At 62.9% G+C, this 20,660-nt stretch carries 22 protein-coding genes; 9 read left to right on the top strand and 13 right to left on the bottom strand.

Annotated features, from left to right (window positions below; genetic code table 11):
- Positions 1 to 118 precede the first annotated feature (118 nt).
- The 5 genes from lnt to miaB form a co-directional block, all read right to left on the bottom strand.
- The gene (gene lnt, locus D5687_RS10335) at positions 119 to 1,705 is read right to left on the bottom strand and encodes an apolipoprotein N-acyltransferase (protein ID WP_125199694.1); all 1,587 of its coding nucleotides are present in this window, start codon (positions 1,703 to 1,705) and stop codon (positions 119 to 121) included.
- Positions 1,680 to 2,582, bottom strand: coding sequence for an HlyC/CorC family transporter (locus D5687_RS10330; RefSeq protein ID WP_125199693.1), 903 nt, complete (start codon positions 2,580 to 2,582; stop codon positions 1,680 to 1,682). Before D5687_RS10330 ends, lnt begins: the two co-directional genes overlap by 26 nt.
- Before the next feature lie 91 nt (positions 2,583 to 2,673).
- Entirely contained in the window at positions 2,674 to 3,159 is a 486-nt protein-coding gene (gene ybeY / locus D5687_RS10325; RefSeq protein ID WP_255410313.1) for an rRNA maturation RNase YbeY, read from the bottom strand.
- Positions 3,156 to 4,124 (bottom strand): PhoH family protein, encoded by a 969-nt coding sequence (locus D5687_RS10320; RefSeq protein ID WP_125199692.1) that lies wholly within the window; start codon positions 4,122 to 4,124, stop codon positions 3,156 to 3,158. Before D5687_RS10320 ends, ybeY begins: the two co-directional genes overlap by 4 nt.
- Positions 4,124 to 5,545 carry a tRNA (N6-isopentenyl adenosine(37)-C2)-methylthiotransferase MiaB gene (gene miaB, locus D5687_RS10315; RefSeq protein WP_255410312.1) on the bottom strand — a complete coding sequence of 474 codons (1,422 nt, stop codon included), beginning with the start codon at positions 5,543 to 5,545 and terminating at the stop codon, positions 4,124 to 4,126. The genes D5687_RS10320 and miaB overlap by 1 nt, the downstream gene beginning before the upstream one ends.
- A 253-nt stretch (positions 5,546 to 5,798) precedes the next feature.
- Between miaB and D5687_RS10310 the strand changes: the two genes are divergently transcribed.
- The 9 genes from D5687_RS10310 to D5687_RS10270 all read left to right on the top strand — a co-directional run bounded on the left by D5687_RS10310 (position 5,799) and on the right by D5687_RS10270 (position 13,054).
- Positions 5,799 to 6,317 (top strand): SUF system Fe-S cluster assembly regulator, encoded by a 519-nt coding sequence (locus tag D5687_RS10310; RefSeq protein WP_125199691.1) that lies wholly within the window; start codon positions 5,799 to 5,801, stop codon positions 6,315 to 6,317.
- 73 nt (positions 6,318 to 6,390) lie between these two features.
- Positions 6,391 to 7,863 carry a Fe-S cluster assembly protein SufB gene (gene sufB / locus D5687_RS10305; RefSeq protein WP_125199690.1) on the top strand — a complete coding sequence of 491 codons (1,473 nt, stop codon included), beginning with the start codon at positions 6,391 to 6,393 and terminating at the stop codon, positions 7,861 to 7,863.
- 27 nt (positions 7,864 to 7,890) lie between these two features.
- Positions 7,891 to 8,646 carry a Fe-S cluster assembly ATPase SufC gene (gene sufC, locus D5687_RS10300; RefSeq protein WP_125199689.1) on the top strand — a complete coding sequence of 252 codons (756 nt, stop codon included), beginning with the start codon at positions 7,891 to 7,893 and terminating at the stop codon, positions 8,644 to 8,646.
- Complete coding sequence (sufD, locus tag D5687_RS10295; RefSeq protein ID WP_125199688.1) at positions 8,646 to 9,941, top strand: Fe-S cluster assembly protein SufD; 1,296 nt, start codon at positions 8,646 to 8,648, stop codon at positions 9,939 to 9,941. The genes sufC and sufD overlap by 1 nt, the downstream gene beginning before the upstream one ends.
- A complete protein-coding gene (locus tag D5687_RS10290) occupies positions 9,941 to 11,182 on the top strand; it encodes an aminotransferase class V-fold PLP-dependent enzyme (RefSeq protein WP_125199687.1) in 1,242 nt (413 codons plus the stop codon). The genes sufD and D5687_RS10290 overlap by 1 nt, the downstream gene beginning before the upstream one ends.
- A gap of 16 nt (positions 11,183 to 11,198) precedes the next feature.
- Entirely contained in the window at positions 11,199 to 11,744 is a 546-nt protein-coding gene (sufT, locus tag D5687_RS10285) for a putative Fe-S cluster assembly protein SufT (protein WP_125199686.1), read from the top strand.
- 53 nt (positions 11,745 to 11,797) lie between these two features.
- Complete coding sequence (locus D5687_RS10280; protein WP_240031481.1) at positions 11,798 to 12,136, top strand: non-heme iron oxygenase ferredoxin subunit; 339 nt, start codon at positions 11,798 to 11,800, stop codon at positions 12,134 to 12,136.
- 25 nt (positions 12,137 to 12,161) lie between these two features.
- Complete coding sequence (locus D5687_RS10275) at positions 12,162 to 12,608, top strand: iron-sulfur cluster assembly accessory protein (protein ID WP_204742188.1); 447 nt, start codon at positions 12,162 to 12,164, stop codon at positions 12,606 to 12,608.
- A 14-nt stretch (positions 12,609 to 12,622) separates the two neighbouring features.
- Positions 12,623 to 13,054, top strand: a complete 432-nt coding sequence (locus D5687_RS10270; RefSeq protein WP_125199685.1) for a SufE family protein — start codon at positions 12,623 to 12,625, stop codon at positions 13,052 to 13,054.
- A gap of 87 nt (positions 13,055 to 13,141) precedes the next feature.
- Here the strand turns inward: D5687_RS10270 and D5687_RS10265 are convergent, their stop codons facing one another.
- From D5687_RS10265 to D5687_RS10230, 8 genes are all read right to left on the bottom strand, one after another.
- A complete protein-coding gene (locus D5687_RS10265) occupies positions 13,142 to 14,026 on the bottom strand; it encodes a LysR family transcriptional regulator (RefSeq protein ID WP_125199684.1) in 885 nt (294 codons plus the stop codon).
- A 166-nt stretch (positions 14,027 to 14,192) separates the two neighbouring features.
- A complete protein-coding gene (locus D5687_RS10260; protein ID WP_204742187.1) occupies positions 14,193 to 15,536 on the bottom strand; it encodes a hypothetical protein in 1,344 nt (447 codons plus the stop codon).
- Between the two features lie 53 nt (positions 15,537 to 15,589).
- On the bottom strand, positions 15,590 to 16,417 hold the full coding sequence (locus D5687_RS10255; RefSeq protein WP_125199683.1) for a hypothetical protein: 828 nt from the start codon (positions 16,415 to 16,417) through the stop codon (positions 15,590 to 15,592).
- A 28-nt stretch (positions 16,418 to 16,445) separates the two neighbouring features.
- Positions 16,446 to 17,366 (bottom strand): C39 family peptidase, encoded by a 921-nt coding sequence (locus D5687_RS10250; protein WP_204742186.1) that lies wholly within the window; start codon positions 17,364 to 17,366, stop codon positions 16,446 to 16,448.
- On the bottom strand, positions 17,341 to 18,558 hold the full coding sequence (locus D5687_RS10245; protein ID WP_125199682.1) for an adhesin: 1,218 nt from the start codon (positions 18,556 to 18,558) through the stop codon (positions 17,341 to 17,343). The genes D5687_RS10250 and D5687_RS10245 overlap by 26 nt, the downstream gene beginning before the upstream one ends.
- A gap of 45 nt (positions 18,559 to 18,603) precedes the next feature.
- Positions 18,604 to 19,227, bottom strand: a complete 624-nt coding sequence (locus tag D5687_RS10240; RefSeq protein ID WP_125199681.1) for a hypothetical protein — start codon at positions 19,225 to 19,227, stop codon at positions 18,604 to 18,606.
- 56 nt (positions 19,228 to 19,283) lie between these two features.
- Positions 19,284 to 19,859: a hypothetical protein gene (locus D5687_RS10235; RefSeq protein ID WP_125199680.1), complete on the bottom strand. Its 576-nt coding sequence runs from the start codon at positions 19,857 to 19,859 to the stop codon at positions 19,284 to 19,286.
- Positions 19,860 to 20,285: 426 nt separating this feature from the next.
- Positions 20,286 to 20,660, bottom strand: a 375-nt coding sequence (locus D5687_RS10230; protein ID WP_304999859.1) for a helix-turn-helix domain-containing protein, incomplete at its 5' end; no start/stop codon positions are given.

Raw genomic sequence — 20,660 nt, 5'->3', positions numbered from 1 at the left:
GACTCAGGACTCAGGCCTTGGTGCCCGCCTAACCAACCGTCCAACTTTTGGGGGTCAGTTCACAAAGGCGGGGTTTTTCGTTTTCCGGCGTCAGGAGTTCTTCAACTCTTGTTCCGATTCAGCCCGACTGATTGCTCCGCCGTCGCCAAGCGAACCAGCCGGCAAGGATCAACACGACGAGCATGGCGGCAAGCGTGGGCCAGGCGCCCCAATGCGCCACGGGTGTCGCGCCCCGGCGCGGTGTGACATCGGCCACGAGGATGCCTTGCTTTCCGGTACCCAGGGTTTCACGTACCTGGCCATCGGCGTCGATCACGGCCGATATGCCGGTGTTCGTGGCGCGAATCATCGGCCGACGAAACTCGATTGCCCGCGCCCGCGCCATCTGCAGGTGCTGATGCGGTGAAAAGCTGTCACCGAACCATGAGTCATTGGATACCGTCACCAGAATATCCGCGCTCGGGATACTCGCGCGGATATCGCGGGAAAAGTCGGCCTCGAAACAAATCGAGGCACCCAATGTCAGTTCGCCTACCCGCAGAGGGGGCTGATCTGCCCCGCCCGGGCTCAGATCCGACATGGGCACCTGGAACAGCCACGGCATGCGCTCGATCAATCCGCGCAGTGGGAAATACTCACCGAATGGCACCAGGTGCCGCTTTCGGTATCCGCCGACCGAATCGGGAAAACCGAGCAGCGAGTTGTAATAGCGCCCTGTCTCGTCACGCTCGAATGTGCCGGCCAGCAACGAAAAATCACGGTCCCGAGCGAGTGCATCAAGCTCGGCACGCAGGTCGGGGAGATCATCGATCACTCGTGGGATGGCAGTTTCGGGCCATAGAACGAGATCGACCTCAGGTAACGAGTCGGTCAGGTCCCGGTAAATCGACAGGGTGCGCTGGAAGAATTCCGGGTCGAATTTCTGCATCTGCGCGATATTGCCCTGCACCACCCCAATGCTCAGGGATTGACCCGTTGGCTCGGACCATTCCAGGGAATGCAGCGGCAACGACGCAAGCGGGACAAAAACAAGCAGCCCGACCGGACCCAGCCAGCGACGCCAATCCGGTCCATGCTTCGATACGCGGTTGCTCAGCCGCCAGAGAATGATAGCGAGCGTAAGCAGGATGGCGGTGATGCCGTATTCCCCAATCACGGGCAACCAGCCAATCAGGGGACCGTCCACTTGGCTAATCCCGAGGTTGAGCCAGGGGAAACCGCCGAAAAGCCAAGCGCGCAACGCCTCGATCAGCACCCAACTCGCCACGAACGCCGCCGCCCGGCTCGGCCAGTCGGCGCGGGGGGTCATGCGCACGGCCAGCCATGCCGCCACTGCTGGGTAAACGGCCAGCCCCATGACGAACAGCGCGGTCACCATGACGGCCAGCGGGGCGACGATGCCGCCAAACAGGGTAAAGCTCTCGTAGACCCAGCTGACACCCAGCCCGAATTGACCCAGGCCGAACCACCAGCCAAGTCGCAGGGCACGCCCGGGTCCACAGCGACGGATCAAGGCGAACAAAATGGCCGGCGCGATAATCGCTGCCGGCCAGAATGCGAATGGAGCGAATGCGAGCACCAGGGTGGCACCCGCAAGCAGAGCGACCAAGCTGCCGCCCCAGCCATTCAGCGAGACCGGCCCCTTGTGCTCGGTGGCACGGGAATCACGGTTTTTCGAATCAGGTTTCTTCGGCTGGCGAGCCATCCGCTTCCTCACTCGGTTCGAAATCGAGCTTGGTCACCAGCAGCAAGTGGAGCCGGCGACGATCGGCGCCCAGCACCTTGAACTCGTACTCACCCAGACGAGCCACTTCGCCGCGGCGTGGCAGATGCCCCAGCGTGTTGGAGACCAACCCACCAATGGTGTCGTACTCATCGTCGGAAAAGTCGGTGTCGAACACCTCGTTGAACTCGCCGATCGGCGTCAATGCCCGCACCGTGTGGCGCCGTGGCGCCTGTTGGCGGATGTTAACCCGCTCCTCGACGTCGAACTCGTCGTCGATGTCACCGACGATCTCCTCGAGCACGTCCTCGATGGTGACCAGACCGGCCACGCCACCAAATTCGTCGAGCACGATGGCCATGTGGGTGCGGGTCAGGCGGAATTCGGCCAGCAGCGCGTCCAGACGCTTGCTCTCGGGCACGAACATCGGCGTGCGGACCAAGTCGAGCAGATCGAAACTCGACTCGCCGCCGGCTTCCTGCGAGTTGGCGAAGAACCGCAGCAGCTCCTTGACCAGCAGAATCCCGATCACCTCGTCACGGTTGGTGCGTATCACCGGGTAACGGGAATGCCCGGTCTCGATCGCTGCCGAGAGCAGTTCGGGGAGCGTGGTGCCCTCCTCGATCACGTCCATCTGACCGCGAGGCACCATGACGTCGCGCACGCGCAGATCGTGGAAATCCAGCACCGAATCGATCAGCCCCCCGGTCGAAACGGGGAACACCTCGGTTTCCGTCGCCTGGCGGACCAGGGACTTCATCTGGTCCACCGACCGGATTTCACAGGGACAGATGCGTTGCTTGAGGCGTTGCAACAGGGACCCGCGCGGCGAGTCCGTACTAGGAGGTTCGTCTTCCATGGGGCTCTTTTTCAGAAGGGAGAAAGGTTAGGAAAATCATATGGATCGACCCGACTCGCGACAGGCTTTCACAGGTCGCAACGGTGGCGAGTCAGGCATAGGGATCGGGGTAACCCAGCGAGGCGAGCACGCGAATCTCGATCGATTCCATCTGCTCGGCCTCCCCATCGGTGAGGTGATCATAGCCCAACAGGTGCAAAATCCCATGTACGACCATGTGTGCATGGTGTTCGCGCCGAGTCTTGCCCTGCTCCTTCGCTTCACTCTCGACGACGTCGGCACAGATGACTAGGTCGCCCAGATACGGCAGTTCCGAGCCCGGCAATACCATGAGATGTGCCGGGTCATCGACGGCCGGGAAGGAAAGCACGTTCGTCGGTCGATCCTTGTGGCGAAACCGCGCGTTCAGTTGGCGGCTCTCCCCGGGTTCGACGTAACGTACCGTCACCTCGCCCGCCCCCGGCCCCTGCGCGCCCAGCTCGTCGAGCGTCCGCGCGACCCAGCGCGCCAGCGTCTCCCGGGATGGGCATCGTGCCTGGCAGGCGCGCTGTCGGTCGATTGAGACGGGTGCGTTCAATCGCTCGTCCGTCCCCGGCTTTCATAGGCATCAATGATGCGCTTGACCAGGGGGTGGCGCACCACGTCGCGGCTCTGAAAGAAGGTGAACTGCACACCCTCGACGTCACTGAGCATGTCGATCGCATGGCGCAGACCCGAGGTCATGCCCTTGGGCAGGTCGACCTGGGTGATATCACCGGTGACCACCGCCGAGGTGCCGAAGCCGATCCGGGTCAGGAACATCTTCATCTGTTCGATGCTGGTGTTCTGTGCCTCGTCGAGGATGACGAACGACTCGTTGAGGGTCCGGCCACGCATGAACGCCAGCGGGGCTACTTCGATCACGCTACGTTCGATCAGACGATTGACCTTGTCGAAGCCCATCATCTCGTAGAGCGCGTCGTACATCGGCCGCAGGTAGGGATCGATCTTTTGCGCCAGATCGCCGGGCAGAAAGCCCAGCTTCTCACCCGCCTCGACGGCCGGGCGCACCAGCACGATGCGCTGGACCTGGCCGCGCTCGAAGGCGTCGATCGCACTGGCCACGGCCAGATAGGTCTTGCCGGTGCCGGCCGGGCCGATACCGAAGTTCAGGTCCGACTCGCGGATTGCCTTGAGGTACTGCACCTGGCGGTTGCCACGGCCACGGACGATGCCGCGCAGGGTCTTGATCATCACCTCGTCACCCGGCGGAGGCGGCGCTTCCTCCATACCGGCCTCCTGCATGCCGAGATTGACGCGTTCCGGGTCGATGATCTGGCTTTCACTGAGCTTGTAGAGATCGGCGAGCAGGGTTTCGACCTGGTCGGCGACGGCCGACGGGCCGATCACCGCGAACAGGTTGCCCCGATGATTGATCTCCACGCCCAGGCGGCGCTCGATCATGCGCAGGTGTTCGTCGAAGGTACCCGCAAGATTGGCAAGCCGCTCGTTGTCGGCCGGCTCGAGGGCAAATTCGAGACGTTGCGCGTTCGCTTCGGTCATCAGGCAGCCACCAGGTTGCGCGCCTTGGCACGCTCGCGATCGGTCGGGTGGATGTCGATGAACTCACCGCGCAGCGAGTTCGGGTTGACCTGCGTGATCTCCAGATCGACGAACAGCCCCACCAGGCCCGGCCGTCCGCGGAAGATCACGCTGCGATTGTTCTCGGTCTTGCCCATCAGCTCGTTGGGGTCCTTCTTCGACGGCCCCTGCACCAGCACGGTCTGCGTGCTGCCCAGCATCGAACGGGAGATCTCCTGTTCGAACTCGGTAATGCGTGACTGCAGGCGCTTGAGGCGGGCCTTCTTGACGTCCTCGGGCTGGTCGTCCGGCAGGTTGGAGGCCGGCGTGCCCGGGCGCGCGCTGTAGATAAATGAGAAGGAATGATCGAAGCCGATGTCCTCGATCAGCTTCATGGTCCGCTCGAAGTCGTCGTCCGTTTCGCCGGGGAAGCCGACGATGAAGTCCGAGGAGATCGAGATGCCCGGGCGCGCCTCGCGCAGCTTGCGGATCTTCGACTTGTACTCCATCGCCGTATGGCCGCGCTTCATCAGCGCCAGTACCCGGTCGGATCCCGATTGCACCGGCAGGTGCAGGAAGCTCGCCAGTTCCGGCACGTTGCGGTAGGCCTCGATCAGCCGGTCGGTGAACTCGACCGGGTGCGAGGTGGTGAAGCGGATGCGGTCGATGCCGTCGATCTGAGCAATGACCTCGATCAGCAGCGCGAGATCGGCGATCTGCCCGTCATGCATCGGCCCCTGGAAGGCGTTGACGTTCTGCCCGAGCAGGTTGACTTCGCGGACGCCCTGCTCGGCCAGATCCGCCACCTCGGCCACGACATCGTCGAACGGCCGGGAAATTTCCTCGCCCCGGGTGTAGGGCACCACGCAGAAGGTGCAGTACTTCGAGCAACCTTCCATGATCGAGACGAACGCGACCGGGCCGTCGGCGCGCGGATCCGGCAGGTTGTCGAACTTCTCGATCTCCGGGAAGGAGATGTCGACCACCGGTTTGCGCTCGGCCTCGACCACGGCCACCATCTCCGGCAAACGGTGCAGTGTCTGCGGACCGAAGACGATATCCACGAAAGGCGCGCGCTCACGCAGCGCCTCGCCCTCCTGACTCGCGACACAGCCGCCCACCCCGATAATCAGGTCCGGGTTCTTCTCCTTTAGCGGGCGCCACTGGCCTAGCTGGGAGAACACCTTTTCCTGGGCCTTTTCGCGGATCGAGCAGGTGTTGAGCAGGATGACGTCCGCATCGGCCGGGTCGGCAACCGGCTCAAAGCCGCTGGACACGCCAAGCACGTCGGCCATCTTCGCCGAATCGTACTCGTTCATCTGGCAGCCCCATGTCTTGATATAGAGCCGCTTGCCGGCACCATCTGTGGGCACGGATGTCTTGTCGGTGGCTGTGGTCGTCACGTCAACGAATTCCTCGTCATTCCGGCGTGGGGAAAGGGGGCGAAAGATAGCAGAAATCGCCACCAAATCGAAGCCGAGACAAAGGCTTAAGCCCGATCAGTGCGACGCTACAGTCACGCCGTGACACGATCGACCGCGCGGCTTGATTAAATCGTACCGATTTAGTACTTTTAACGGACTTATTCCGTTGCCTGCGGCGCCGTGTGTGCCGCCAGCAATCGGGGACATCGGACCGCTACCCGCGGAGGCAGGCATGTTGAAGATCAGCCGACTGAGCGATTACGCCATCGTGCTCCTGACGGCATTGGCCGGCGATCCGCGCGAAAAACGCAGCGAACAGCGCGCCAACGCCCGGGCGCTGGCCGAGCGCACCGGCATCAACATGCCGACGGTGGGGAAGTTGCTCAAGCTGCTCAACGGCGAGGGCATCGTGCAATCACGTCAAGGGCGCAGTGGCGGCTATTTTCTCGCCCGCCCGGCCGACAAGATCACGCTTGCCGAAATCATCGAGGCCATCGACGGGCCGATCGCGATGACCGACTGCTTCCGCCCCGACCACGATTGCTCGATGCAGGGAGATTGCGCCGTCCGCCCTCACTGGGAGGCGATCAACCGCGGCGTACACGCCCTGTTGGACGCCACCACCCTGGCCGACATGACGCGGCCGGTGAAAGACAGCGCGATCACGACGCAAGTGCCCGTGTGGTACGAGCGGTCGCGCGGCGGGGAGGTAACCGATTCCGAGGCGCCCGCCCGGACCGGCGCCTCCTGAACGGATTCCAGACACGAACACTGCCGGGCGGCGCAACCGACCGGCCATCAGCCTTCGACCAGGTGATAACGACATGACCGAAACACAGGAACTCGAACAGCTCGTCCAGCGCGAGTACAAGTACGGTTTCACGACCGACATCGAGCAGGAGATCATCCCGCCGGGTCTTGATGAAGACGTGGTCCGAATGATCTCGGCGAAGAAGCATGAGCCCGAGTTCATGCTCGAATGGCGTCTTTCGGCCTTCCGCCATTGGCAGACCATGAAAGAGCCGGAGTGGGCACACGTCCACTACCCGAAGATCGACTACCAGGCGCTTTCCTACTACGCCGCGCCGAAGTCCCAGGAAGAGCTCGACGCCGACGCGCCGGAATCGCTGGACGACGTCGATCCGAAACTCCTGGAAACCTACGAGAAACTTGGCATCCCGTTGCACGAACGTGCCGTTCTGGCCGGCGTGAAAGGAGCCAATGTAGCAGTTGACGCGGTATTCGACTCCGTTTCGGTAACCACGACCTTCAAGGAAAAGCTCGCCGAGGCGGGCGTGATCTTCTGTTCGTTCTCCGAGGCGGTCGAGAATCATCCCGAGCTGATCAAGAAATATCTCGGCACCGTGGTGCCACAAGGCGACAACTACTTCGCCGCGCTCAACTCGGCGGTGTTCTCCGACGGCTCGTTCGTCTATGTGCCCAAGGGCGTGAAGTGCCCGATGGAGCTGTCCACTTACTTCCGCATCAACGCGAAGAATACCGGACAGTTCGAGCGCACGCTGATCATCGCCGAGGAAGGCGCCTCGGTGAGTTACCTCGAGGGCTGCACGGCTCCGCAGCGTGACGAGAACCAGTTGCACGCGGCCGTGGTCGAGCTCGTCGCTCTCGACGATGCTGAGATCAAGTACTCCACCGTCCAGAACTGGTACCCGGGCGACGAGGAAGGCAAAGGCGGCATCTACAACTTCGTCACCAAGCGCGGCGAGTGCCGCGGCGATCGCTCCAAGATCACCTGGACCCAGGTCGAGGCCGGCTCGGCGATCACCTGGAAGTACCCCAGCTGCGTGTTGAAAGGCGACGACTCGGTGGGCGAGTTCTACTCGGTCGCGGTGGGCAACAACTACCAGCAGATCGACTCGGGCACCAAGATGATCCATCTGGGCAAGCGCACCCGCTCGACAATCGTCTCCAAGGGCATTTCCGCCGGCCGGGCGGAGAACGCCTACCGCGGTCTCGTGCATATCGGCAAGACCGCGACGGGCGCCCGCAACTTCACCCAGTGCGACTCGCTGCTGATCGGCGATCGCTGTGGCGCGCACACGTTCCCCTACATCGAGGCCAAGAACGCCAGCGCCCAGGTCGAACACGAGGCAACCACCTCCAAGGTTAGCGACGACCAGATGTTCTACCTGCGCTCGCGGGGCCTGTCCGAGGAAGACGCGATGAACATGGTGGTCAGCGGCTTCTGCAAGGACGTATTCAACGAACTGCCCATGGAGTTCGCCGTCGAGGCACAGGCCCTGCTGGCCGTGTCCCTCGAAGGATCCGTGGGCTAACCGAACAAACTATTGAGGCTTTTCAACATGGCACTTCTCGAAATCAAGAATCTGCACGCCGAAATCGATGGCAAGGAGATCCTCAAGGGCATCGACCTGACCGTCAACGCGGGCGAAGTCCACGCCATCATGGGACCGAACGGCTCGGGCAAGAGCACGCTCTGCCACGTGCTGGGCGGCCGTGACGGCTACGAGGTCACACAAGGCTCGATTACCTTCGACGGCCACGATCTCCTGGAAATGGAGACCGAGGAACGTGCCGTGGCCGGCATGCTGCTGGGCTTCCAACACCCGGTCGAGATCCCGGGCGTCAAGAACATCTACCTGCTGAAAGAAGCGCTCAACGCCAAGCGCGAGGCGCAGGGTCTCGACGAAATCGATACCTTTACCTTTATGAAGCAGGTGCGCGAGCTGGTCGCGAGCATGGACATGGACGATGCCTTCCTGCACCGCGGCGTGAACGCCGGCTTCTCCGGCGGCGAGAAGAAGCGCAACGAAATCCTGCAGATGCTGCTCCTCGAGCCCAAGCTCGCCCTGCTCGACGAGACCGATTCAGGGCTCGACATCGACGCGCTCAAGGTGGTCTCCGAGGGCATCAACCGCATGCGCGGCGAGGAGCGCGGCATCATCCTGGTCACGCACTACCAGCGCCTGCTCAATTACGTCGAGCCGGACTTCGTCCACGTGCTCTACAAGGGCAAGATCATCAAGTCCGGTGACAAGACCCTCGCCCATCGCCTTGAAGCCGAGGGTTACCAGGAGATTCTCGAGGAGGCATCGTGATGCGCCAAGAGCTTCCCGACTGGCTCAAGACGGCCATGCCGGAGACGGCCGCGGCCCCCGACGCAATCGCCCGTACGGCACGGAACCAGGTCGAGTCCCTCGGCCTGCCCGGCCTGCGTGACGAGGAATGGCGCTGGACGAACCTGCGTGCCATTCAGCGGGGCCGTTTCAACGCCCCTAGCGGTGTTGGCGCGGATATCGAACCGAGCATCCGCCTGCCGCTGGACAACCCATTGCGTCTGCGCTTTATCGACGGCGTGTTCCAGGGCGTGCCGAACGAGGTGCCCGAGGGCCTGACGCTCAGTTCACTCGCCGATGCCGACGAGGAAACTCGACAGGCGGCCTTCTCGCCGACACCGGCGCCGAGCGTCGAGAATCCCAACGATGCCCTGGTTACGCTGAACACGGCAATGGCCAGCGAGGGCGTGGTGATCGACGTCGCGGCCAATGCGAACATCGAGCGCCCCATCGTGATCGAATGGCTCGACGGGGCGACCGAATCGGTGATGAGTCATCCGCGTGTACTCATTCGACTGGGCCAGAGTGCTGCCGCGACCGTGATTGAGCACATCGAGACCGTCGGTGAGCAACCGGCCTGGCGCAACAGTGTGATCGTCTCGACGATTGCCGCCAACGCCGCGTTGACGCATATCGCCCTGGGTCTGGACGGCGCCTCGCGCCTGGCTACCGAGCGCAGCTTCGCCTCGCTCGAGCGTGATGCCCGCTACCACAGCTACAATATCCAACTCGCTGGGCAGATGATCCGCCGGGAGTACGACATCCAAGTCGGTGGCTCCGGCGCTCATACAGATCTGATCGGGCTGATGATGCCGCGCGGCAAGCAAGTGCTGGACACCCACACCCGGATCACGCATGCAGCCGCCGACACCACCAGCAACGAGCACTACCGCACCATCGCGGACGATGCCGGCCGCGGCATCTTCAAGGGGCGCATCCTGATCGAGGAGGATGCCCAGCGCATTCAGGCATACCAGTCGAGCAACAACCTGATCCTGTCGGACGACGCCGAGATCGACGCCAAGCCCGAGCTCGAGATCTATGCCGACGACGTCAGCTGCTCGCACGGCGCCACCATCGGCCGGCTCGACCAGGAAGCCCTGTTCTACCTGCGCTCGCGTGGCCTGGGACTGGACGAGGCCCGCGGCCTGCTGATCGCCGGTTTCGCCCAGGAGGTCATCGACGAGATCCCGCTGGTCGAACTGCGCGACTGGCTCACCGAGCGCGTCGAGCAGCGTCTGGGCGACCGGGGCACCGCTGGCAACGAGACGGCGTGATGGCGAACGATGGTCGCACCCAGCCGTTCTCGGTCGATGCGATCCGGGCCCAGTTCCCGGCGCTGGACCAAGAAGTGCACGGCAAGCCGCTCGTCTATCTCGACAACGCGGCCACCACGCAGAAACCACGGGTCGTGATCGACACGATCCGCGAGTTCTACGAGCGCGACAACGCCAACATCCACCGTGGGGTGCACACGCTCTCGGCCCGGGCCAGCGAACGGTTCGAGAACGCCCGAACGCGAATCGCTTGCTCACTGAATGCCGACAACGACCGGGAAATCGTCTTCGTCCGCGGTGTGACCGAAGCAATCAATCTGTTGGCCCATTCGCTGTCGGACGACTGGCGGGCCGGTGACGAGGTGATCCTCAGCGAGCTCGAGCACCACGCCAACATCGTCCCGTGGCTGATGCTCGGTCAGCGCAAGGGAATCGTGATCCGCACCATTCCGGTGAATGAACAGGGCGAGCTCAAGGTCGACGCCCTGCCCGACCTGATCTCCGACCGCACACGATTGGTGGCGGTCAACCACGTCTCCAATGCTCTTGGGACCATCAACCCGGTGGCACGCGTCGGTGAGATCGCGCACGAGCGTGATGTGCCGGTGCTGGTTGATGGCGCCCAGGGTCTGCCGCACGGTCCGGTGGACGTCCAGGCGCTCGGCTGCGACTTCTACGCCTGCTCCAGCCACAAGGTGTTTGGCCCAAGTGGCGTCGGGGCGCTGTACGCCCGCGGAGACTGGCTTGATCGCCTGCCGCCTTTCATGGGTGGCGGTGACATGATCGAAGAGGTGCGCTTTGACGGCGTGCGTTTCGCGCCGCCGCCTTCGAAATTCGAGGCTGGCACCCCCAATATCGAGGGCGCGATCGGCTTCGGCGCTGCCCTCGAATGGGCCGACGGACTCGACTGGCTGGCGATCGAACGCCACGAGGCCGCCCTGCTTGAGCGCATGACTAGCGGGCTGACCGAGATACCGGGCCTGCGGATCGTGGGTCAGGCGGCGCACAAGGTGCCGGTGGTCTCGTTTCTGGTCGATGGGGCCCATCCACACGATATCGGCACCCTGCTCGACTCGATGGGCATTGCCGTGCGCACCGGTCATCACTGCGCGATGCCGTTGATGCACTGCTTCGACGCGCCGGCGGGTACGGCCCGTGCGTCGGCGGCCTTCTACAACACACTCGACGAGATCGACCAGTTCGTCGCCGCGGTCGCCCGCGTGCGCGACATGCTCGTCTGAACCGGGAGAACGAACCGTGGAACCGATGGAACGCATCCGACTGAGCCGTGACGTGGTCTGCACCATGGTGCCCTCGGGGCAGAAGGTGCTCGCCTCCAAGGACACGCCCGTCGAATTGATGCAGGCCCTGGGCGGCAGTTTCACCATCAAGGCGCGCGGTCATCTGCTCCGGGTCGAGGGCAAGGATGCCGACGCGCTGGGCAAGGAGCCACCCCCGCAGCCCGAGCTGCCGGAAAACGCCTCCGACACCGAGGTCGAGGAGATGGTCTGGGAGCAGCTGCGCGGCGTGTTTGATCCCGAGATCCCGATCAACATTGTCGACCTCGGGCTCGTCTACAAGGTCAAGGTCGAATCCCTGCCCGTCTCCGGCCGGCGCGTCGAGGTGGACATGACGCTGACGGCCCCCGGCTGCGGCATGGGCGGCGTGATCGCCTCGGATGCCCATCAGCGGATCATGGAGATCCCCACCATCGAGGAAGCGGCGGTGGAATTGGTCTTCGACCCGCCCTGGAGCCGCGAGATGATGTCCGATGAGGCGAAACTCGCCACGGGCATGTTCTAGGCCGGTCGGGAACGACCTCGTACTCAATAAATCAAACGGATAAGAGAGACATCGTGAGCGAATCCCTCGACGAAAACTGGATCCGGGTCTGTGAACAGCGCGAGCTGGCTGTCGGCGAGCGGCGCGTGGTGGAAGGCCCGGACGTCGACATACTGGTGGTCAACGCCGACGGCGTGATCCTGGCCGTGGCCGACGAATGCAGCCACCAGGAACTGCCGATCTCCGAAGGCCCGCTGGACGGGGACATCATCACCTGCCCGTGGCACAACGCCGAGTTCTGCCTGCGGGACGGCGAGGCCCTTTCAGCCCCGGCCTACGAACCGATCGACTGTTACGATGTTCGAGTCGAGAACGACACCATTTTTGTCGCCAAGACGCCGCGCGACGGCTAAAGGCGAGCATTGCTGGAGGAGCGACATGACCGCTCAGACGCACAGCGCACAACCCGTTACCGACACGCCCGTCACGCCGGTCGACCCGGCAGCGATCGAGGCCGCGCGCGAACGCGCCGCTGCCCTGCCCGAGGGCCAGGGACTGACCATGACCGAGGCGGCACGCAAGCACCTCGAGCGCACGTTCGCCGACGATCCGGCGGCGCTGGGGCTGCGGCTGGGCATCAAGAAGTCCGGCTGCTCCGGATTCGCCTACGTGATGGACGTGGCGCGCGACGTCGCCGATGACGATCTGTGGTTCGACTGCGACGGCATGCCGATCATCACCGACCCGCAAAGCCTCGATGCCATCGGTGGCTCGGAACTCGACTACGTGGTCGACGGCCTGACGCGCATGCTTCACGTGAACAACCCCAACGTCGAGGACAGTTGCGGCTGCGGCGAAAGCTTCACCGTTCGCGAAACCGACTGATCAGGAGTCTACCGATGGCCGACCAGGCGCCCAGCATCGACGCCGAGATCCAGGCGCTCAAGGACGAATTCGCTTTTCTCGGCGACTGGACCGAGCGCTACCAGTACATCATGGACATGGGCAAGCAGATGCCCGCGTTCCCGTCCGAGAAGCAGGACGAGGCGCACAAGTTCCATGGCTGCCAGTCGCAGGTGTGGTTCGACTACGAATGGGACGGCGACCGTCTCGAGTTGCGTGGCACCAGTGACGCGATGATCGTCAACGGTCTGATCGCCCTGCTCTTCCGCGTGTATGCGGGCCGAACCGCCGATGAGATCCTGGCGACCGATGGCAGTTTCATCGACGAACTGGGCCTGTCCTCGCACCTGTCGGCCAATCGCGCGACCGGGCTGTCGAACATGATCGAAAAGATCCGGCAGCTGGCCGCCGAACGCGCTGCCGCCTGATCACGCCGCGAGCCACTTTCCCGGCCCTACCCCGACAAGCGAATCCGACGGCCTGTCGCCGACGCCTCCCGTCTGCGCGGGTAGCCATCAGCCCGGTGACGAATCGACCAGCGATTCCATCATGCATTGATGTGCCGGGCTCGCCATCAGTTCACGTTGCCGGTACAGCATCATCGCCGCCTCGGGACACAATCCCTTCTCGACGGGCAACACCGTCAGATCCGTCTCTTCACGGGCCTGATGCTCAGGCAACCAGCCGAAACCCATCCCCGATCGCATCAGCTCAACCGCCGTGTGCAGGTGATCGACCGTGATCCGCTGTGCCGCGCCCAGCCAGCCGGCATTCGCCCCGCGCTCGGGGTGTGAATCCCGTAGCACCACCTGTCGATGCTGGCGCAGTTGTCCCTCGGCGAGCAGCTGCCCAGCCGGCATGGCCTCGACCTCTTGGGCCAGGGCATGGCTCGGGCCGACGCAAGGGACGAAGCGCACTCGACCGACCTGAACGCCGGTGTGATCCCCCACCGGTTCGAGCCCCAGATAGATACCGACATCGCCGTCCCGGAACAGTGCCGGCCCGCCCCCGAGCACCGTCTCGAACAATTCGAGCCGCGTGTGCGGGTAATCCGTCGAGAAGCGTTCCATCGCCTCGATCAGCCGATCGTGTGGGAACACCTGGTCGACGGCCAGGCGCATGACCGACGCGCCGGTGTCACGGAACTGCTCGATCACCCCGCGCACCCCTTCGAGCTCGCGAATCAGCGGGCGCATGTGCTCGAGCAGGATCGAGCCGGCCTCCGTCAGTTGAATGCGCCGGGCACGCGTCTCGACCAGCGTCACACCGATGCGACGTTCGAGCTGCTTGATGGCGTGACTGATGGTCGACGGTGTTCGGTGCAACCGCTCGGAGGCCGGTTTGAGCCCACCGAGTTCAATCACCGTTTCCAGCCAGTGCCAGGTGCGAAAATCGTCCATCGTCACTCCTCAATGCGAAACACGGACTATACCCATCGTTTCGTCATCAGGGCCATCCCTCCCGCTGGAACAATGCCGTATACGAAAAAATCCCCCGAACCCGGCCTGACACGGGTCGCGGAGGAAAGACCGCAGGAGCATCGGTCGACGCCACCCTTCCGGGTGGTCAGAGCGCGTACGGAATACGGATACCGAGGGTGAAATCCGGAGCATCCGGTGTCAGGCCGACACCAAGGGTGGTCACCAGGGTGGTTTTCTTGCCCAGTGCGTAGGTGAGACCGAGATTGAACATGGCGGAGTTGGCGTCACTGCCGATCAGATCGACCCACTCTTCGCCTTCGTACTTGGTGCGGGCCTTGTCGTTGATCTGCTGCGAGTACGACATCGACAGGCTGGCCCGATCGTTCAACGCAAACGCCAGACCCAGTCCCCAGTTCCAGCTGCCACCCAGGCTAACCTCGCCAGGATTGACGGTATCTGGATCGTTGTTGAGATCGTCAAAGCTGCGCGAGATGTAGTGCGTGTAACCGAAATTGGCGAAAAGCAGCGCCGGGTCGAGCGTCTTGACCGCGGACACCGACGCCCCCACGCCCCAGAGCCCGTTACCGGTGGCCTGTTCTTCCGGCACGGCGAAACGTACGAACGAGTTGCCATCGGCATCCTCGCCGGTCTCGATCACGCGCCAGTCAACGCCGTAGGGCTCGCGGCCGGTCGGAGCGATGACACTGCCGGTCAGCACCACGTCGGGCCGACTGACCGTTTCCGGAAGCAGCCGATAACTCAAGTTGACGGTCGTGTCGCCGATTGCGAGATCACTGGTCTGATCCACCTCGGCGAATGCTGCCGCCGAACCACCGGCCCCGCCCTTCTGGTAGGTGGTGTAACGCTGAATGAACGGTGCCGAAATGCCGATATTCCAACGCGGCGTCAGGCCATAGCGAGCCGCCAGTGTGTACTTGAAGGTGTCAGAGGCAACGTTGTCGACCGCGATGTTGCCGAGAAAGATCGCATCCAGGGCAAGAAACCCGTTGAGCGTCAACTGGGTACGGTCATAACGGCTGTACTCGAAGCCCGCCTCAAGCACCAGCGGGCGATCGAAGGCCACGTGTTCTTGCTGCAGGAAGTCATCGACGCTGCGCCGGGTTGCTTGGCGCTTGTCATCGGCGGTTGGCGCGGTACGGGTCGTCTCATCGGCATCGCCACCACCCATGGCAGCCTGAGCACCGCTTTCGGTAGTCGTGTCGAGATCACCGTCCGGGGCGACACCCGCTTCGGACAGGCGCGTTTGTACGGCCACCAAGCGGGCGTCGATCTCGCGCAATCGTCGCACCTCGTTGACGTAGCGCTGTTTGAGATCGTCGAGTTCCGACCGCAGTTGTTGGACGTTATCGGCCTCGTTGGCCGCCCAAGTCACCGGTGCCAGCCCCAGCGACAGGCATACCGTCAGGGTCGACAAAGTCGCCGGTAGGCAGTTTGCCCGCCCCGGCCACTCCTTGCTCCTTGCATCCATGGCTTATCTCCTTGGGGAATGTCCCCTGGTTTGCCACTCGTTTTCTATTTGAATCAAATCCCGCCGCGCAATGTCGCCAGCGATTGTCCTACCTGGCGTTGCAGACGTTCGCGGTTATTCATCTGACCCGGATCGATGCCGACGACCAGCCGCAACTGGTTGTTGACCACCTGGTGATCACCGGCCAACTGGATCACCTGGGTGGCATTGCCGGACTGGAAACCCTGAAAAACGCGCGAGTTGCCCAGCTGCATACTCACCCCGGTCCGCCGTCCGCCGTTGGATAGCCCCGAGGCCACCACCGCCCCACCCTGCTGGATTTCCACGTTGTATCCGCTACTCGACGTCGTACCGCCGCCGCTGTGCGGTTCGATGCGTACGTCGAAATGGTTGGCGGCGCGGTTGTCGTTGCCGGCCACCTGGACCTGCTGGCGCACCCCGCGGGTCTTGCCGGTATTGCTACCCACTACGCCATGCGAGCCCGAGGTGGCCAGACGTGGCGCGCCCTCGATCGATACCGTGGGCGCAAAAGTGACGCTCGGTTGCCGGCCGGCCCGGTCAATGCCGACTGACAAACCGGCTGCCATCGTGCCGCCGGTGGTTTGCCATTGAGTGATCATCTCGACGCCGAAATACATCACCCGGTTATCGGCGGCGAGGAATCTCCCGCGCATCTGCGCCAGCTGTGGATCGCTCAATGCCACGATGGCAGGGTTTGCGGCCAGAACCGTGCCGCTGATCAAAAGCCCGGCGCAGGCTAAGCCCACCGCGATGCCGCCAACCAGCAACGCCTTGGTCGGCAAGCCGGGCACGGGGCGGTTGCGGTCAGGCGCGGGCCCGTTGTCGTAGTGAATCGATCGAATGCAATGCTTGCGTTTCATGATGAATGCCCTCAAAGAGCCGTCGACCTCAAAACAGGTCGGCATGCTGAAACCCGAAATCGAGCAGATCGGCCGTGGGCACCTGTCCCGAGCGACGATGCAGGTCGCCGCTACTAGGAATGTCGGTGCGCTCCAGCAGGACCGTCTGCCGATCAAACCCGGGCCCAATCACCGCAAACACCGTTTGCGACGGCCAGGCCTTGATGAATTCTTCCGTCGTGTAACGCCTGTTGCCCAAAGCCGGGTCGGCAACGTGGACGTAGCCATCGCCAGCCGTCTTCAAGACCACGAAATGCTGGTAGCCGTTGACATCCATCAACACGATCGTGGGCACATTGATTCGGCCCAGACGCGAGAGGTCGATCTCGTAGCCACGCCCCCGATAGCCGAGCCGCTCGAGGTAATGCTTCATCTCCAGCAGGGAAAAACCGCGTGTGCGCACCTGTTCGGGGTCTGAGACGCCCCACATTCCGGCCAGCACCGTCGCCTCATCCAGATTCAGGCCGTAGGCATGACGCAATAGGGTGGCAAGGGCTGCCGCCCCGCAGGAGAAATCAAATTGCTGGCGCACGACGTTGCGATAACGACGTTCGAGCAGACTTTCCACGGTTTTTTCCATCACCTGGCCATGCGGCAGGATCCCGGCAAAACGCACGTCTGCCGCCTGGATTGGCAAGGTGACCATCGCGGTCATCAATCCCGATAGCGCCAAAAACCATCCTGACGCGCAACGCGTCCGAACCGGGGCGGGAATGAAGGAGCTGATGGGCGATGCCTGCACGGTTATTTGTCCCTGAAAATCCAGCATGACCAAGTCGCGAACCGTCTTTGGTAGATCGTCTTTCCGGGCGACACCCATCAAAAGGTGGCCGCCTGGAAAGACGAGGCGCTTGCGCGCCCCGTCGACCGATGCGGTATCGGTATTACTGCTCGCCGCCGGCGCTGCCACCAGCGCAGGTGTTGCAGGCCACGGCCATGGAGAGCGCATTGCTCTGCAGGTTGCCGGTGCCCGACGCGACGTTCACGCCGATGTTGCCGCTGGCATTGGAGAACGCGTTGCCCAACAGGGAGGAGTCGTTCTTGGCATTGACGACCACGTAGCGGGTGGTGGCCACTTCGCCGGTGACGCCAGCCAGGTCGATGGTGCCGCGTTCACGGAAACCGAGGGTGCCGTCTGCTTCCATGTCAGAAGCGCCGAAGGCCAGTGCCCCGCCGTCGCCATTCAGGTCGGAACCGCCCTGAGTGGCCGTGTCGAGGTCGAAGTGCCCATCAGCACTGCCGCCCGGGTGCGGAGCGTCGGTCCAGATGTCCGGATAGACGTCGCCGATCTGATCCATCGAGCCGCTGATGTCCGCGCTGAGCTGACCAGTACCGCTACCGGCATACGTACCGCTACCCGACAGGCTGACCGCGGTGGTATCGGTGTACTGCTCGGTCCGACCCTCGTTGCGGATGCTGTTCCCATACGACTCCTGGTCGCTATTCAGGCTGGCGCTGGCCACGCGTGCCGTGGAGACCGAAGCCGCCATGGTGTTCTTCTGAGCATTGCCGGTGCCGGCAGCGACGTTCACGCCGATGTTGCCCGAGGCATTGGCGAATGCGCTCTGGCCGATGCTGGCGTTGTTCATCACACCGCTGTTACGGGTGGTGTTAACCAGGTTCGACTGGTCGACATCCACGCTGGCGTAGGACTCGCCGAACACGAAGCCGGCATCCACGGCGGCAAGTGCCGCGGCATTGTCCTGCACGTTGGTGTCACCGGCGGCGACGTTCATGCCGATGTTGCCCGAGGCGCCGTTACCAACGTTGTCACCGATGCTGGCGTTGTTGGTGAGCTTCTTGTTTTGCACCTCGTTGGAGTGAATGATCTGGCGATCATGTGCCGAGGCACCCGCCGAGGCGTTGATCGCGATGTCACGCAACTCACGATCGACGTGGTCAATCTCGTTACGGGTCTTGTTGAGGGTGATGTTCTTTTCGACATCCACCGTCTTGTCGACGTCGATGTTCTTGTCGACGTCGATCTTCACCTTCATGTTGAAGTTGTGATTCCCACCGTTGGATTCGCTGGCCATAACCGGACCGGAGACCAGTGCGGCGACCGCCGAGGCGATCAGGGTCATTTTGAGTTGCGTTTTCATGGCTACTACCTCTACCTTCTTGTTGGGGTTTCTTCGATCATGAGCTCAGGGTCGTTGGCCGGAAATCGAGAAGTGATTGCCCGTCACGTTTCGGCTACCCGACACCTGATTGATTTGGAGAACCCCTCCGAATCCGCTAAAGGCAGTGTCCGTGACAACCGCGCGATACCGTCCCGAAGAGTCTCCCCCCGACTGCCCATCCCGGGCAGCCGAATCCGACACCCGCACCGGGTTTACCGGTTCGAGTGCGCGAATCTCTTTGAATCCCTCGCCCGCCGGGGCAAGGGCCATCGAATTGATTTGGGCATTGCCGTCTCCAGAGACCTGGTTGACGCCTAACGCCCCATTCCCACGGGTGAATGCCTGCCCATCGATACGGGTGTTCGCGTTCATCCACGCCGGCGTGGCTTGAAGTGGGTTGTCGATCCGTTGCGTTGCCTGGATCGTCCCGTGCAGGACGCGTTGATTGGTCTGCAGGTTGGCCGAGCCGGCGGCGGTGTTGACCGCCACGTTGCCGCTTGCCCCCTGGGCAAAGCGCTGACCGATGTGGTTGTCATTGAGTACGCCCAGCATCCAGTCGTAGTCGGCCGGCGGTGAGGTCTCGGCACGGGCGTCGCCGGCGTAGATCATCTGGGCGGTCATCGCCAGGGCGAACAGCCCGAGCGCCACCAAGCCGAATCGAACCAGACGCGTGAACTCGATCGTGTGTTTGTTCCTGGTGGTCATCAGCGCTGCCCTCCCTGACCCATCAGGCCCGCGCCGGACAATGCTCCGGTGATCGTCGAGCCGATCGATCCGGTGACAGAGCCGATGGCCCCACCCGCGACCGAGGGCGCGGAATCACCACGGTGCGCCGAACCACCCACTTGCTGGGTGACCGACGTTATCGTCGCGCCAAGTCCGCTTGGGGCTGCCACGCTTGTGTTGGTCCCGGCGGCTACCTGGCCGTAACCATTGGGCGAGATTTCCAAGTGGGAAAGCCCTTGTTCGAGCTCTGACTTTGGGCTGGCATCGACCAGCAAAGCTCGACCAGGCGGCATGGAGCGTGCTGCCGGTCGAGCCGGAACGGCGCGAAGAAGCACGATTTCGCCGGGCTTGGCCTCCACCGCGGCACGAGATCCGGCCGCCAAAGTGCTACCCGAGTACGTCAGCGCAACGAGCGCCACGGACGACAGTGCCAGCAGAAAAGAAATCTTGAGATCGTGGGATAACCGCTGAACCCGCACCCGTTGACCGCCGGTAGCGATCATCTGGATCGTTCCCGTCAGGGTGATGTCCTGTTTGCCGAAAGCGTCGTTCATGACCAGGCTCCCAAAGTGGCGAGGAGCGTCGTGCTCCCACGCCCCCTACTAGGCAAGAGCGAGGCCAAGATTCAGATCTTCGACAAAACAGGGAGTTAGAAGGGCTGCGCAGCTGATTAGTCGCGGTGTGATGCAATCTTGAGACACCCGGGAACGGGGTGGATAGCGGATCACCCCTGCTGACGCGGTTTCCGGGTATCGGACCTGTCGCGTTCCTGATACACCCTAATCACGCAAAGTACAGGTATAAGCGGCGGGAAATCCCTGGCAACCCGACACGGCAGCCGGTTGCCGACGACAAATCGGCAGCGACGAGACCGTGTCGCATCCCGGTAACGGTGGGATCCAGAAGGGTTCTGGGCGGGCTTGGAGCGCGAGCGTACTGACGCGGGGGCGAGCGCCCCGTAGCGGCAAGGGGATGAACGATCAGTCGATTGAAAGGCCGTGCTTGCGTATCAAGCGGTGCAGGGTGCACCGGGAGACATCCAATAACCGTGCGGCCTCGGTGACGTTGTTGCCAGCCCGAGCGATCGCTTCCCCGATTACTCGTTTTTCCGCGTGCTCGCGGGCGCGTGCCAGGGTGGGAAAGTCGGATTGATCTTCGTAATGGGATTTGATTTCGGGTAACGACACTATCTGTCCGTCGGCGAGCACGATACCGCGACGTAGACGGTTCATCAGTTCGCGGATATTGCCCGGCCAGGCATAGGTGCGCATTGCCGCTTCGGTCGCCGGGCTCAAGCGTTGGTAGTGTCCAGTCAAGTGGTGTAAAAGCGAGATAGCCACCAAAGCCCTCGTCGC

Source organism: Guyparkeria sp. SCN-R1 (assembly GCF_003932495.1).
Lineage (GTDB): Bacteria > Pseudomonadota > Gammaproteobacteria > Halothiobacillales > Halothiobacillaceae > Guyparkeria.
This window is presented reverse-complemented; position numbering and strand designations above follow the sequence as displayed.